Raw genomic sequence first — 13,500 nt, forward strand, 5'->3', positions numbered from 1 at the left:
GCCGGCGGATGCGGGTAACCACTTGGCATTGCAACTCCTAAGATCCATGTTGTTGCAATGACCGTATGAATTTGCCGGCATGAAATCGCAGTCACTTAACGCTCGGCGCTCGACGTTGCTGGCGAGCGGTCAGGGCAGCCACAGGCAGCAACCGAGGTCGCCGGTCAAGCGGGTACCGACTCCGCCACGGCGTCGTCGCGTTCGGCACCGCGACTGCGGCTGTGCACAACGCAGCCGGCTGCCACGGCCAGACATGTCACCATGGGAATGACGAGCGACCACCCGCCGAGCCGAGAACCGACCAGGAGTCCTATGACGCCGCCGGTCAGGAACAGCACGAACGTCACCGACAAGACTGTGACCTTCCACTTCTCCAACCCGTGCTGGCGGCTACGGCCGATCATCAAGCCGAGATCGGTGATGGTACCGGTGAAGTGAGTAGTGCGCACGGCCATACCGCGGAAGCTCGACGTCAGCCCGTTCTGCATGCCGAGGGCCGTCGCGGCGCACACCGCTTGCAGGATCGGCTGTTCGAGCCCGAGGGTCGACAACAGAGTCCGGACCGGAGTGTCTTCCAAACCGGCAGCGGCAAGACCCAACAGCGTCGCCTCACAGAACAACAACGCGGCGTGACGCATGCCGGCCTGCGCCTGCGTCGGGGCCAGCACCGCGCCGGCGATTGCCGCCCCGACCAGGAAGCCGAAGATGATGGCGCCCAGCAAGTGCCCTTCGTAGAGCCAAGGGTTGGCCGTGTTCATCCCCAGCTGGGTCGTGGCAGCGGTCACGTTCGCGACCGGAAACGCCAGCAAGAGGATGGCCACGGCGTTGACGAAACCGGCCGTCAAAGCGAGTACGGCGCTGTAACCGAGGACGACCCAGCGGGGAAGCGGCCCGCCTTCCTGGGCAGGTTGCATCCACCACTGCATCTCCGCCCAATACCCACTTCGGTTGCAGCCTAATCCATTTCGGCTTACAAAAGTTCGCCGGACGGCTGGCGGCGGAATATCAGAATTCGGCCTGAATATAGTGACTCGGAAATATCGGGATCAGGCGGCTTGCGCCTCCCGCCGCGGCCTGGTGAAGATCACCTCGCGGATCGCCGACGGCTGGATGGCTTCGGAAATGGCTTCTGTCGCCTTGCGTCCGAAGTCGTTGGGCAGCGACAGCCGGAAAACCTTCTTCCATGCGGAGGCGACCTGACGCGGCAGCGAACCGGTGGTGTAGGTCAGGCCGTATCGCTCGAACAACTCCTGGACCTTCGGCGCGATCTCCTGATACCGGTTGCTGGGCAGATCCGGATACAAGTGATGTTCAATCTGGAAGGACAGGTTGCCAGACATGAAGTGCAGGAATGCATTTCCGGAGATGTTGGCCGACCCGAGCATCTGCCGCAAGTACCACTGACCGCGCGTTTCACCCTCGATCGAGGTCTTCTCGTAGGTCTGCACGCCTTCGGGGAAGTGTCCACACATGATCACCGAGTGGGTCCACAGATTACGGACGAGGTTCGCAGTGAGGTTCGCAGTCGCCGTCGTCACGGCCGACGGACCCGACAGCAGAGGATGCAGCACGTAGTCGCGCATCACGTGCTTGCGCACTTTGGCCAGCACCTTCTTGCCCTGCCGCCGGAATTGCTCTTTGTCGCTGCGGCCTTGCAGGTATTTGCCGATCTCCAAATCGTAGGCGGCGATTCCGTACTGGAATAAGCAGGCGTTGATGAAATTCCACAAGGGCTGCGCCAGGTAAAACGGCTTCCAGCGTTGGTCCTCGTCCACCCGCATGATTCCGTAGCCCAAGTCATGGTCTTTACCAAGGACATTGGTGTAGGTGTGGTGAACCTCGTTGTGCGAGTGCTTCCACATTTCCGACGGTGAGGCGTTGTCCCATTCCCAAGTGGTGGAATGAATCTTGGGGTCGCGCATCCAGTCCCACTGACCGTGCATGACGTTGTGCCCGATCTCCATGTTCTCCACGATCTTCGAGATCGACAGACCCGCGGTGCCGATCAGCCAGGCGGGCGGAAACAAGGAGAACAGCAGTACCGCGCGGCTGGCCAGCTCCAGACGGCGCTGACCCTCGATGACGCCGCGGATGTAGGCGGCGTCGCGCTCGCCGCGGCCGGCAAGCACGTTCTCGCGGATGGCGTCCAGTTCACGGCCCAGGTTCTCGATGTCCTCGGCGGACAGGTGGGCGGCCGGATTGGTTTGCAGAGCAGTCATTTTCGGCTCCTTAGAGGTCGAGCTCGCAGGCGCCCGCGGCAGCGGACACACAGGTCTGAATTTGCACGTTGTCGCCCGGGTTGGCGGTGGTGACGTCGCCGTTGCGCAGGTCGCGCACGGCGCCCTGGCGCATCGGCACGACGCACCCGAAGCAGACGCCCATCCGGCAGCCCGACGGCATCAGCACCCCGGCGGACTCGCCGGCGTCCAGCAAGCTTTGGGACCCGTCAGCCTCCACCACGTTGCCGCTCTTGGCGAATGTGACGGTGCCACCGTCGCCGGCGGTGATGACGGCCGGGCGGAAACGTTCGATGTGCAGCCGATCGGCGATACCGGCTGCCGCCCAGCGCTGTTCGAGGGCGTCGAGCAAGCCGGCCGGCCCGCATGCCCACGTCTCGCGCTCGGCGAAGTCCGTGACCAGTTCACCCAGCCGCGTCACGTCGAGCATTCCGTCGGTGTCGGTGTGCCTTTCCAGTAACCGGATTCGGCCCTCCCGGGCCAGCATGCGCAGTTCCCAGCCGAAGATGACGTCGTCCGCGGTGGGCGCGGAGTGCACGACCACGATGTCCGGGGCCGGGCCGCCGAGACTCGCCATGTTCCGCAGCATCCCCATCACCGGAGTGATGCCGCTGCCAGCCGTCAGAAACAGCACCTTGGCCGGCGGGCGCTCACCCAGGGTGAAATCGCCCGCAGCCTGACCCAGCTGGATCACGGTCCCGACGGTGGCACGCCGCACCAGGTGGTTGCTGACCACCCCGTCCGGGATCGCCTTGACGGTAACCGCGATGCATCCGTCGCGCCGATGGGTTTTGGAGGTCAGCGAGTAGGCCCGCCACTGGCGAACGCCGTCCACGTCCACACCAATGCGCACGTACTGGCCGGGCACATGCGGGCGCCAGCCCCGCCCGGGCTTGATCACCAGTGTGACGGCGTCGCGGGTCTCGGGATGGACGGCGACGATGCGCCCGCGCAAGTCGGCGCCGGACCGCAGCGGATCGATGATGTCGAGGTAGTCGCTGGGAACCAGCGGCGTCGTAACCCGCTCGGCAAACTTCAGCACTCGCTCACGCAGTGCGCCGACGACGTTAGGTCGGGTGGCTACGGTTGTCATGACTCCATAGTCGTTGTCACTGGATGTAAAGTCTTGACAGCAGAGCGTGAAAGATCGGGCTTAATTTGTTCGAAAGGAATAAATTTGGCTGATTCGTCAGTTCGGCTCAGCGGCCTGCAACTCGAGGAACCCGTGGTCAGGGCCTTGGAGGCCATCCTGCCGGCGATGGCGGAGCGAACCGTGACCGCGATCACTGTGGCGGTGCCGAGTTACGCCGACGCCTTCAGCGGCCGGATGGGCCAGATCATCGAGAACGCCGTGCAGACGTCGCTGGGTGTTTTCCTCCGGCTGGCTACCCGCCCCGAGCACACCGATCCCGGCACCTCCCTGTTCCCGGCCATCGACGGTGCCTACGAACTCGGGCGCGGCGAGGCGCGTCAGGGCCGGACGATCGATGCCTTGCTGGCGGCCTACCGGGTGGGGGCACAGGTCGCCTGGCAGGAATTGTCGGCAACCGCGGTCGCAGCGGGACTACCCGCTTCGACCATCGCGAGGTTCGCCGAGTTGGTGTTCGCCTATATCGACGAGTTGTCGGCGTCCAGCGTCTCCGGCCATGCCGACGAGCTGGCCACCACCGGACGAGCCCGCCAGCGTTACCTCGACCGGCTGAGTCAGGATCTGCTGGCCGGGGAGCCCGCGGCCACCCTGGTGGCCGCCGCCGAGCAGGCGGACTGGCAGCCGCCGGACACCCTCACCGCCGTGCTGCTGCCCTTGGCCCAAACTCGTGGCCTGGCAGCACAATTCGGCCAGTCCACCTTGCAGCTGGCCGAAGACCTGCCCGGCGTCGACCCTGCGGAGGCGCTAGCCGTCCTGATGGTCCCCGACATGGCCGGTGCCGCGCGGCGCCACTTGCTCTCGGCCGTGGGCGCGAGGAAGGCCCTGGTGGGACCGGCCCGGCCGTGGATGAGCGTCCGGTCGTCCTACTATCGCGCCCTGCGGGCCGGGGAGCTGTTGAACGAGAGCGGGCCCAGCGCCATCGATACCGACGACCATCTCGTCGAACTGGTGCTCGGCGCGGATCTGGAAGCCGTCGCCGACCTCCGCGCCCGGGTGCTGGCGCCGCTGTCCGCCCTGCCGCCCAACACGGCCGACCGGCTGACCGAGACGCTGCGCTCATGGGTGCTGCATCAAGGCAGGCGCGACGCAGTCGCGGCCGATCTGTTCATTCACGCCCAGACGGTCCGTTACCGGATGAGTCAACTGCGCGACCTGTACGGCGACCGGCTGACCGAACCCCGGACAGTTCTGGAGCTGACGGTCGCACTGGGCCTTCAGCCAACGGACTGAAGCCCTCAACACGGGGTTGCCCAGGGCCGGAACAGCTACTATTGTGATCCGCAATACGGATATTCGGGATTCGTATTACGAATCAAAGGAGCTGGACCATGGCAAGTTCAACGATCAAGTACGTCGGCATCTACTCGGCATTCGCAGCGACGGCCATAGCGCTCACGGCAACTCTGAGCCTCGGCTCCGACCCTCAGCAGGCGACCTCGATGAACGACACCACCGGGACCCCGACCACGACCCTCACCCCGCTGACCACTCTGGCGCCGCCCTCGACCCTGGATGCGCCGCCGGCCCTGTCGGCTCCCCCGGCCCCGCCTGCGCCCTGACGGCACCGCGCCGCCGGCAGTCAATTTCTTTCAATCCATCGCCGTCAAATTTGAACCGTTAGGTCAGCAAAGCAGTAACCTGCAGCTAGCACGTTCCGGAACCCGGAATTGGTCATCACCGGTGTGATATCCAATCTCCGGACGGCACAGGCACTTCGGGTTCATCCATCGGTCAAAGGAGACGCGGATGTCGTTTGTGGTCACCCACCCGGAGACGTTGGCGTCGGCTGCGGGGACCCTGCAGGGAATCGGGTCGGCGGTCGCCGCGCAGAACGGCGCGGCCGTCGCACCCACTACCGGAGTCATTCCGGCTGCCGCCGACGAGGTCTCGGCGCTGACCGCCGCGCGGTTCAGCGCGCACGCTCAGACCTATCACGCCATGAGCGCGCAGGCTGCGCTGATTCACGAGTTGTTCGTCAGCACGCTGGCCGCCAGCGCCGGTTCATATGCGGTCACCGAGGCCGCCAATGCAGTCTCGGCCGGATAGGGACCGCGTTGGTCACCGATTTCGGGCTGTTGCCGCCGGAGGTCAACTCGGCCCGGATGTATGCAGGACCAGGAGCGGATCGATGCTGGCCGCCGCCAACGCCTGGGACGGTCTGGCCGCGGTGCTCAATGCTGCGGCGGTGTCGTACGGGACCGTGATCGCCGGCCTTGCGGTGGAGTCGTGGCTGGGTCCGGCTTCAGCGTCCATGGCAGCCGCGGCCGCGCCCTACGCGGGTTGGTTGAGCGCGGCCGCGATGCGCGCCGAACGAACTGCCACCCAGGCGCGCACGGCCGCCGCCGCATACGAGACGGCGTTCGCGATGACGGTGCCACCGGCCCTGATCGCAGCCAACCGTGAGCAGTTGATGTCTCTGGCCGCGACGAACCTGCTGGGCCAGAACAGTCCCGCGATCGAGGCGCTGCAGGCCGAATACGCCGAGATGTGGGCTCAGGATGCGGCCGCGATGTTGGGATATGCGGCCTCGTCGGAGGCGGCCTCGACCCTGCTGCCATTCACCGCGCCGACGCAGACCGCCGACCCGGCGCGCCCCGCCGCCGCTGCCGCAGCCGCCGCTCCAAGCGAGGGCATACCGGCCCTCAGCGCCCAGACACTGAAAGGGCTGGCCGCGCTGTTGTCTCCCGTCTCCTCCGCGATCCCGGCGTCCGCCGCCTCGATCACGCTCCCGACCCCGATCGGTGACCTGGACATCGCGGCCGCTTATATCGCGGTCACCGCGACCGCGAGCTTGTCACTGTCCGCGGTGAACACCGCCCGGCCATGGATCTTCGGCTTCGGCAGTACCAACAAAGCCACTCCGGATGACGATGACGCGGTCGCGTCCACTCAGGGCACCGCGCTCGGGTCCCACCGGGATGCCGGGCCGGCCACCGGCGGGGGCGCTGCGGCGGCCGGCGTCGGTCAGGCGGCTCTGGTGGGAGCGTTGACGGTCCCGCACAGCTGGACGGTGGCCGCCCCGGAGATACGGCTCGCGGTCGAGTCACTGCCCAGCGCCAGTGCCGGTGTCGGCCCCGCGCCGGCGAACCTGGGCGCGGCGCCGGCGGCCTTGTTGGGCGGCATGGCCCTGGCGGGTATGGCCGGACGTGGCGGCACGGGCACTGGTTCGGCGAGCACCGAAGCCGCAGCCGAAGACGACGGGCAGCCCAAACGCAAGCCGACGGTCGTGGTGATCCAGCAGCCGCCGGCCGGCCAGGGTCCGACGGGCAACCGAACGCAATAAGTCACACCGACTGTGTCAAAACTTTTTGTCAACAGTTGCTCCGCCCCAAAGATCTTCGCGTTCGGGCAGTTCGGCGCCGATTCGGCCGCGCGGGCCCGGATGTTGTCAAGAAGAGATGTTTGCCTTTCGCCGAGGATGGCAATGGTTCAACGGAGGTGGGCGTATCGGCCGGCCTATACGTCCACCCAGGTCCCGTCGGTTCAGCCCGAGAGCCGACGGGACCGCTTTATTTCGGGGTCTTTTCTCGCGGTGGTCGCGGCTCGCCCAGATATGCCGTGCTGCGGGGTCCGACCTGGGAGTACCGTGCCGCGTATGGATGGCGTGTGGATTCTGGGCGGCTATCAAAGCGACTTCGCTCGCAACCTGACCCGGGAGGGGCGCGACTTCGCCGCGCTGACCGCCGAGGTCGTCGACGGCACGCTGGCGGCGGCCGGGGTCGGTGCCGCGGCCGTCGGAGTGGTCCACGTCGGCAACGCCTTCGGTGAGATGTTCGCCACACAAGGGCATCTGGGCGCAATGCCGGCCACGGTGTGCGACGGCCTCTGGGAGGCCCCGGCTGCTCGGCACGAGGCGGCGTGCGCGTCGGGCAGCGTAGCGGCACTGGCCGCGATGGCCGACCTGCGGTCCGGCGCGTATGACAGCGCGCTTGTCGTCGGTCTGGAGTTGGAGAAAACGGTGCCCGGTGACACCGCCGCTCAATATCTGGGGGCGGCGGCCTGGACCGGATATGAAGGAGCCGGCGCGCGGTACCTGTGGCCGTCGATGTTCGCCGAGGTTGCCGACGAATACGACCGGCGCTACGGCCTGGACGACACGCATCTGCGCGCCATCGCCGCGGTCAACTACGCCAACGCGCGGCGTAACCCGAACGCCCAGACGCGGGCCTGGACAGTTCCGGACCCGATCACCGATGACGACGAGACCAACCCGATCACCGAGGGGAGGCTGCGACGGCTGGACTGCAGCCAGATGACCGACGGCGGCGCGGGCGTGGTGCTGGTCAACGACGCCTATCTGCGGGATCACCCCGAGGCCAGACCGATGGGCCGCATCGACGGCTGGGGACACCGGACGGTGGGGCTGGGGTTGCGCCAGAAGCTCGACCGCGCGGCCGACGATCCGTATGTGCTGCCGCACGTGCGGGCCGCGGTGCTGGACGCCTTGCGGCGCGCCGAAGTGACGCTGGACGACGTCGACGGGTTCGAAGTGCACGACTGTTTCACCCCCAGCGAGTACCTGGCCATCGACCACATCGGGCTGACCGGACCGGGGGAATCCTGGAAGGCCATCGAGAACGGCGAGATCGAACTCGGCGGGCGGCTCCCGATCAACCCCAGCGGCGGCCTGATCGGCGGCGGACACCCGGTCGGGGCGTCGGGGGTCCGCATGTTGCTCGACGCGGCCAAGCAGGTCAGCGGCGCGGCCGGGGACTATCAGGTCGAGGGCGCCAGGACCTTCGGCACGCTGAACTTCGGCGGCAGCACCGCCACCACCGTCAGCTTCGTTGTCAGCACTACGCGAGGTATCTGAGATGAATGTCGATGTCGTCGCCAAGTACCTGTCGACACTGCCCGAGGACGACGACCACCCCTACCGCACCGGCCCGTGGCGACCGCAGACGACCGAATGGAACGCCGACGACCTGACCGCGGTGGAGGGCGAGATTCCGCCCGATCTGGACGGCATCTATCTACGGAACACCGAGAACCCGCTGCACCCGGCATTCAAGACCTATCACCCGTTCGACGGTGACGGCATGTTGCACGTGGTCGGATTCCGGGACGGAAAGGCGTTCTACCGCAACCGGTTTCTCCAAACCGACGGTTTCCTGGCGGAAAACGAAGCGGGGGAACCACTGTGGCCCGGGCTGGCTGAGCCGGTGCAGTTCGCCAAGCGAGAAAAAGGCTGGGGCGCACGCGAGTTGATGAAAGACGCGTCCAGCACCGACGTCATCGTGCACCGCGGCATCGCGTTGACCAGTTTCTACCAGTGCGGTGACCTGTACCGGATCGACCCGTATTCGGGCACCACGCTGGGCAAGGAGAGCTGGAACGGGGGGTTTCCGGCCGACTGGGGCGTATCGGCACATCCCAAGGTGGACAACAAGACCGGCGAACTGTTGTTCTTCAACTACAGCAAGCAGGACCCCTACATGCACTACGGCGTGGTCGACGAGAACAACGACCTGGCCCACTACGTCGACATCCCGCTGCCCGGCCCCCGACTGCCCCACGACATGGCGTTCACCGAGAACTACGCCATCCTCAACGATTTCCCGCTCTTCTGGGATCCCCAGCTGCTCGAGCACAAGGTGCACCTGCCGCGCTTCTACCCGGACATGCCGTCGCGCTTCGCGGTGATTCCGCGGCGCGGCTCAAGTGCCGAGATCCGGTGGTTCGAGGCGGACCCGACGTTCGTTCTGCACTTCACCAACGCCTACGAGGACGGCGATGAGATCGTGCTGGACGGCTTCTACGAGGGCGCACCGCAGCCCCTGGAAAGCGGTGCGGGGCCGGCCGGCAAGTGGGAGAAGCTATTTCGCTTCCTGGCCCTGGACCGGATGCAGGCCAGGTTGCACCGGTGGCGGTTCAACCTGGTCACCGGTGCGGTCAAGGAGGAATCGCTGTCGGAGTCGATTACCGAGTTCGGCATGATCAACGCGGATTACGCAACTTCTCCTTACCGGTATGTGTACGCCGCCTCGGGCAAGCCGGGGTGGTTCCTGTTCGACGGACTGGTCAAGCACGATCTGCTCACCGGCCGCGAGGAGCGTTACGCGTTGGGCGACGGTGTCTACGGGAGCGAGACGGCGATGGCTCCCCGAGTGGGCGGCAGCGGCGCTGAGGACGACGGCTACCTGGTGACCCTGACCACCGACATGAACGCCGACGCCTCCTACTGCCTCGTTTTCGACGCGGCCCGGGTCAGCGACGGGCCGGTGTGCAAACTGGCGCTGCCGGAACGCATTTGCAGCGGTACCCATTCGACGTGGGTGCCCGGCACCGAGTTGAGGCGGTGGGATCGCGCCGAGACGGCGGCAGACGCAGTGGGGCTGTGAACACGTGGGCAAGCACCGCACCACCCACTGGCCCCTGTCGTTGGCATCAATCGGCTCCATCCGATTCGCCCGACGCTCGTCGAACTTCGCCGACACCGTCCGGTTCTACCGCGAACTGGTGGGACTGCCGCTACACGAGACCTTCGGCGACAGTTACGGCAGCAACGGCGCCATCTTCGGGCTGCCCAGCTGGAACCTGACGATGGAGATCGTCGAGTCGGTCGAGCCGGTCGCGGTGGATCCGCACGAACAGTTGTGCCTGTACTTCCCGGATCAGCACGCCCAGCAGGCGGCGATCGCGCGTCTGGAAGCGGCATCGTGCCCACGCGCCGAGCAGCATCCGTACTGGGCGGCGATGGGCGCGGTCACCTATCGGGATCCGGACGGCCGCGAGGTCGTGTTCGCGCCGTTCGTCTATGGCGTCAACGAGCCGGACGGCAGTTCCGCCTCAGGCACGCACGAATTCCCGTCGAACTGAGTCGCGAGCTGCGGCGTGCCGTAACCGCCTAACGACGGCCGCCGATTGCCGCGGTCGCCACCGCCCACACCGCGCACAGAACTGCACACCCCGCGGCCACCGACCCGACGTACAACCCGTACTCGGCCGATACCGGCGCATTGACGTTGCGTTGGTAGTACAGCACCATCAACGCACCGACGAGCAGCGAAATGATCAGCGCGGCAATCGAAGCCGCCCGCACCGAGAGGCCACGGCCCACCATCGCGCCGGCCACCAATAAGGCCGAGGACAGCAACACGATGAGCTGGCCGGCACCAAAACCGCGCGGCAGCTCCAGGCTGCCGTGGGTGCCGCCGATCGCGTTCGCCCAGCCACCGCCGTTGACCTTCGTGGCCAACCACGGCATCCAGGCGCTGCCTAACACGGCTGTGGCGAACAGCGCCACCAGCCATCCAGGGTCCGGACGGCGGCTCATGCTTGCGAGGTTAACCGAATCGGCGCTTCAACCCCGCATAGACGACAGGTTGAAGGCGACACCCGTCGGATCGGTGGCCGCCGCCAGGCGCCCATACGGAGTGTCCTCGGCCTCCCGGAGCACCGCGCCGCCGTTGTCGGTGATCAGCTGCAGCGTCTTGTCGACATCGTCGGCGCCGAAGAAGATGTTCCACTGCGACGGCACACCCTCCGGCAGGAATCTCGCGCCGTCCATCACGCCGAGTAATTGCTGATCGCCGAACCAGGCGGTGGTGTAACGAAATTCGTCGGTGTCGCTGACCCGCTCGGTGCGCCAACCGAACACGTCACGGTAGAAGTCGAGGGCGGCGCGGTGATCACGTGTGGTCAGCTGGTGCCAGACCGGCGCGCCGGGCTGGCCGGTCACCTCAAACCCGTGGTGCTGCAACGGCTGCCACAGGCCGAAGGCCGCACCGGCCGGGTCGGTCGCCGCCGCCATGAAACCCTTGTCGGGAACTTCCATGGGCTGCAGGCAACCCGAGCCGCCGGCGGCGGCGATCGCCGAGACCGACGCGTTGATGTCGGCAGTGTGGAAGTAGGTGCTCCAGTTGTCCGGAACCTGCCATTCGGGGTTGTTGGCCATCAGCCCCGCCACCGCGCGGCCGTCAATGGCGGCGGTGGCATACCCGCCGTATTCGGGTCCGGCTGACTCGAACGTCCACCCGAATACCGTTCCGTAGAACTCTTGCGCGCGGTCGACGTCGGATGTGGTCAGGTCGATCCAGCAGGGAGCGCCCAGTGGCGCGTCATGAGGGGCGGGCACGAGGTCCTCCTTGGTTGGTGGGTACCTCGATATCGACTCGGCCCGGGCCTGAAACTCATCGGACGCGCGGCGCGCTAACCCGATGCGAACACCCTGACGAAGTTGTCCAGAGACTCGCGGATATCACTGCGCAGCGCGGCGGCGACCACCAACCCGATCGGCCCGAACAACGCCGGCCCGCCGAGATGCACGTCGAAGCTGACGACCGACCCCTGTTCTCCGGGTGCGACCTTGGCCATCAGCTTCACCTTGACCCCGCCCACACCGTCGCCGTTGAGGGTCATGCCCTCCGGCGGCTTGTAGCGCACGATCGTCCACTTGATGCGGTTGGGCATGCCCTTGACCTCGACGTAGGACTCGATGACGGTGCCCTTCTCGAGCACGTCGGGCAACTTGCTGCGCCAGACCTTGTGGATGGTCAGCCACTCCCGGTACCGGTTCAGGTCGGAAGCGTGCGTCCAAGCCTGTTCCGGGGGCAGCGGTACGTCGATGGATCCGGAGAGTTTCGCCATCGCGTCAGCTCTGTTTGCCGCCGGTGTCGACGATCTTCCTGGCTTCGTCCTGCACCTTGTGGATGGTGTCGGAGTACTTGCCCTGCGTCTTGTCGTCGACGAACTCTCCGGCCTTGGTGATCGCCGTCTCGACCTTGTCCGCGTTCTGGGCGAGCAGGTCTTTGGCTTTGTCCAGAAATGCCATGTGCGCTGTCCCTTCCCCAAGGGGCTCCTCCCCCGGGAGCCCTGCTTTGCTGGGAAAACCCTACTTTGTCGCCGACGGGCTAGGGCACGCTGCCTTCCAGGAAGAGGCCGGACAGGCGGTTGCCGACGTTGCCGACGCCGGAGACCAGCCCGGCGACCGCCATGGCGAGGGTGCTGGTGTTGCCGATGCCGGACATGACACTGCCGAGGTTGGTGAGGCCGGACAGTAGTTCGCCGCCGTAGTTCTCGAATCCGGAGATGCGCGAGCCGACATTCCAGAGGCCGGAGATGGTGTCACCGATGTTGCCGAAGCCCGACACGTTGCCTAGGCCGGTGTTGAAGAAGCCCGACGACGGGGTCGTGGTCGAGTTCCAGATACCGGGCATCGGGAGCAGCTGGGACACCGGCACGGTGATCGGGCCGCTTCCTCCGGCGAGACCGACGGTGAGAAATGTCGTGTCGCTGCCGACGGTGAGGTCGAGCGGGATGCTCGCAAGTTTGATCTGCGGTACCTGGATCGGTTCGAGCGCGGAGCGCAGCGGAATCTGCAAGCTGATCGGCAGACCGGAGACCGGAACGCGGATGTTCGGGAACGGGTCGGGCAGCGGGATCACCAAGTCGAAGCCATCGGTCTTGGCGTCCACCACGATGTCGAAGTTGACCGGAATCGCGCCGCCGTTCACCGCGTGAATGGTGAAGGGGTTGACGGTGAGTCCGGTGATGTCCCCGGTGACCGGCAGTTTGATCAGGCCGCCGCCGCCCAGGGTTATCGGGATGTCGGGGATGGTCAGGGTGTAGTCGGCTTGGATCAGGCCCTGGCGGTCACCGCGCCACAGCAGCCCGTTGCTCTGGTCTCCCGAGATGAACGCCCCGGTGTCAAGGTTGCCGGTGTTGGCCCACCCGGTGTTGGTGTCCCCGGTGTTGAAATCCCCGGTGTTGACATCACCGGGGTTAAACGACCCGGAGTTGAAGTCCCCGGGGTTGAACCCGCCGGTGTTATAGCCGCCGGCATTGGCCCACCCGGTGTTGAACACCCCGGAATTGAACACCCCGGTGTTCGCCGTCCCGGAATTGGCGATCCCACTGTTCAACGACCCCGAGTTGCCGATCCCGACATTGCCCGTCCCCGAATTGAAGAACCCGATATTCCCCGACCCGGAGTTGAACAACCCCACATTCCCCGACCCCGAATTCAACGCCCCCAACCCCACCTGCCCCGTACCGGTCAACCCGATCCCGACATTATTGCTGCCGGAGTTGCCGAACCCGATATTGCCCACACCGGTATTCCCCCACCCGATGTTCAAACTCCCCGCATTGCCCCCACCCCGTTTCGGTTCA

Annotated in this window: 13 protein-coding genes and 2 pseudogenes; 7 read left to right on the forward strand and 8 right to left on the reverse strand. The window is 66.1% G+C overall.

The features are described 5' to 3' along the window. Positions 1–164: 164 nt before the first annotated feature. From AWC08_RS25415 to AWC08_RS25425, 3 genes are all read right to left on the reverse strand, one after another. A complete protein-coding gene (locus AWC08_RS25415; RefSeq protein ID WP_069435266.1) occupies positions 165–914 on the reverse strand; it encodes a YoaK family protein in 750 nt (249 codons plus the stop codon). Positions 915–1,046: 132 nt separating this feature from the next. Beyond that, positions 1,047–2,219: a fatty acid desaturase family protein gene (locus AWC08_RS25420; RefSeq protein WP_069435264.1), complete on the reverse strand. Its 1,173-nt coding sequence runs from the start codon at positions 2,217–2,219 to the stop codon at positions 1,047–1,049. 10 nt (positions 2,220–2,229) lie between these two features. Then, positions 2,230–3,330 (reverse strand): ferredoxin reductase, encoded by a 1,101-nt coding sequence (locus AWC08_RS25425; protein ID WP_065137647.1) that lies wholly within the window; start codon positions 3,328–3,330, stop codon positions 2,230–2,232. A gap of 84 nt (positions 3,331–3,414) precedes the next feature. On the opposite strand from AWC08_RS25425, the gene AWC08_RS25430 reads away from it, so the two are divergent. The 7 genes and pseudogenes from AWC08_RS25430 to AWC08_RS25460 all read left to right on the forward strand — a co-directional run bounded on the left by AWC08_RS25430 (position 3,415) and on the right by AWC08_RS25460 (position 10,206). Beyond that, entirely contained in the window at positions 3,415–4,617 is a 1,203-nt protein-coding gene (locus AWC08_RS25430) for a PucR family transcriptional regulator (RefSeq protein WP_232008123.1), read from the forward strand. Positions 4,618–4,715: 98 nt separating this feature from the next. Then, the gene (locus AWC08_RS25435) at positions 4,716–4,946 is read left to right on the forward strand and encodes a hypothetical protein (RefSeq protein WP_065137648.1); all 231 of its coding nucleotides are present in this window, start codon (positions 4,716–4,718) and stop codon (positions 4,944–4,946) included. Positions 4,947–5,133: 187 nt separating this feature from the next. Then, a complete protein-coding gene (locus AWC08_RS25440) occupies positions 5,134–5,433 on the forward strand; it encodes a PE family protein (RefSeq protein ID WP_065137649.1) in 300 nt (99 codons plus the stop codon). 56 nt (positions 5,434–5,489) lie between these two features. Next, positions 5,490–6,670, forward strand: a pseudogene (locus AWC08_RS25445) (PPE family protein). 312 nt (positions 6,671–6,982) lie between these two features. Further along, positions 6,983–8,200: an acetyl-CoA acetyltransferase gene (locus AWC08_RS25450; RefSeq protein ID WP_065137650.1), complete on the forward strand. Its 1,218-nt coding sequence runs from the start codon at positions 6,983–6,985 to the stop codon at positions 8,198–8,200. A gap of 1 nt (position 8,201) precedes the next feature. After that, the gene (locus AWC08_RS25455; RefSeq protein ID WP_069435262.1) at positions 8,202–9,728 is read left to right on the forward strand and encodes a carotenoid oxygenase family protein; all 1,527 of its coding nucleotides are present in this window, start codon (positions 8,202–8,204) and stop codon (positions 9,726–9,728) included. Between the two features lie 4 nt (positions 9,729–9,732). Continuing rightward, positions 9,733–10,206, forward strand: coding sequence for a VOC family protein (locus tag AWC08_RS25460; RefSeq protein ID WP_085088378.1), 474 nt, complete (start codon positions 9,733–9,735; stop codon positions 10,204–10,206). Positions 10,207–10,234: 28 nt separating this feature from the next. On the opposite strand, the gene AWC08_RS25465 is transcribed toward AWC08_RS25460, so the two are convergent. The 5 genes and pseudogenes from AWC08_RS25465 to AWC08_RS25485 form a co-directional block, all read right to left on the reverse strand. Next, positions 10,235–10,663 carry a hypothetical protein gene (locus AWC08_RS25465; protein ID WP_065137653.1) on the reverse strand — a complete coding sequence of 143 codons (429 nt, stop codon included), beginning with the start codon at positions 10,661–10,663 and terminating at the stop codon, positions 10,235–10,237. Between the two features lie 27 nt (positions 10,664–10,690). Beyond that, positions 10,691–11,464 (reverse strand): VOC family protein, encoded by a 774-nt coding sequence (locus tag AWC08_RS25470; protein ID WP_065137654.1) that lies wholly within the window; start codon positions 11,462–11,464, stop codon positions 10,691–10,693. A 74-nt stretch (positions 11,465–11,538) separates the two neighbouring features. Next, positions 11,539–11,976, reverse strand: coding sequence for a type II toxin-antitoxin system Rv0910 family toxin (locus AWC08_RS25475; RefSeq protein ID WP_065137655.1), 438 nt, complete (start codon positions 11,974–11,976; stop codon positions 11,539–11,541). A 4-nt stretch (positions 11,977–11,980) separates the two neighbouring features. Then, complete coding sequence (locus tag AWC08_RS25480; protein ID WP_065137656.1) at positions 11,981–12,160, reverse strand: antitoxin; 180 nt, start codon at positions 12,158–12,160, stop codon at positions 11,981–11,983. A 79-nt stretch (positions 12,161–12,239) separates the two neighbouring features. Beyond that, positions 12,240–13,500, reverse strand: a pseudogene (locus AWC08_RS25485) (PPE family protein); the annotation flags it as partial.

This window comes from Mycobacterium gordonae (genome assembly GCF_002101675.1).
In the GTDB taxonomy this organism is placed as follows: Bacteria; Actinomycetota; Actinomycetes; order Mycobacteriales; family Mycobacteriaceae; genus Mycobacterium; species Mycobacterium gordonae.

Coding starts and splice junctions, on each gene's coding strand:
- AWC08_RS25450 (WP_065137650.1), top strand. CDS start 6,983: ATGGATGGCGTGTGGATTCTGGGCGGCTATCAAAGCGACTTCGCTCGC.
- AWC08_RS25420 (WP_069435264.1), bottom strand. CDS start 2,219: ATGACTGCTCTGCAAACCAATCCGGCCGCCCACCTGTCCGCCGAGGAC.
- AWC08_RS25475 (WP_065137655.1), bottom strand. CDS start 11,976: ATGGCGAAACTCTCCGGATCCATCGACGTACCGCTGCCCCCGGAACAG.
- AWC08_RS25440 (WP_065137649.1), top strand. CDS start 5,134: ATGTCGTTTGTGGTCACCCACCCGGAGACGTTGGCGTCGGCTGCGGGG.
- AWC08_RS25455 (WP_069435262.1), top strand. CDS start 8,202: ATGAATGTCGATGTCGTCGCCAAGTACCTGTCGACACTGCCCGAGGAC.
- AWC08_RS25415 (WP_069435266.1), bottom strand. CDS start 914: ATGCAACCTGCCCAGGAAGGCGGGCCGCTTCCCCGCTGGGTCGTCCTC.
- AWC08_RS25480 (WP_065137656.1), bottom strand. CDS start 12,160: ATGGCATTTCTGGACAAAGCCAAAGACCTGCTCGCCCAGAACGCGGAC.
- AWC08_RS25435 (WP_065137648.1), top strand. CDS start 4,716: ATGGCAAGTTCAACGATCAAGTACGTCGGCATCTACTCGGCATTCGCA.
- AWC08_RS25425 (WP_065137647.1), bottom strand. CDS start 3,330: ATGACAACCGTAGCCACCCGACCTAACGTCGTCGGCGCACTGCGTGAG.
- AWC08_RS25465 (WP_065137653.1), bottom strand. CDS start 10,663: ATGAGCCGCCGTCCGGACCCTGGATGGCTGGTGGCGCTGTTCGCCACA.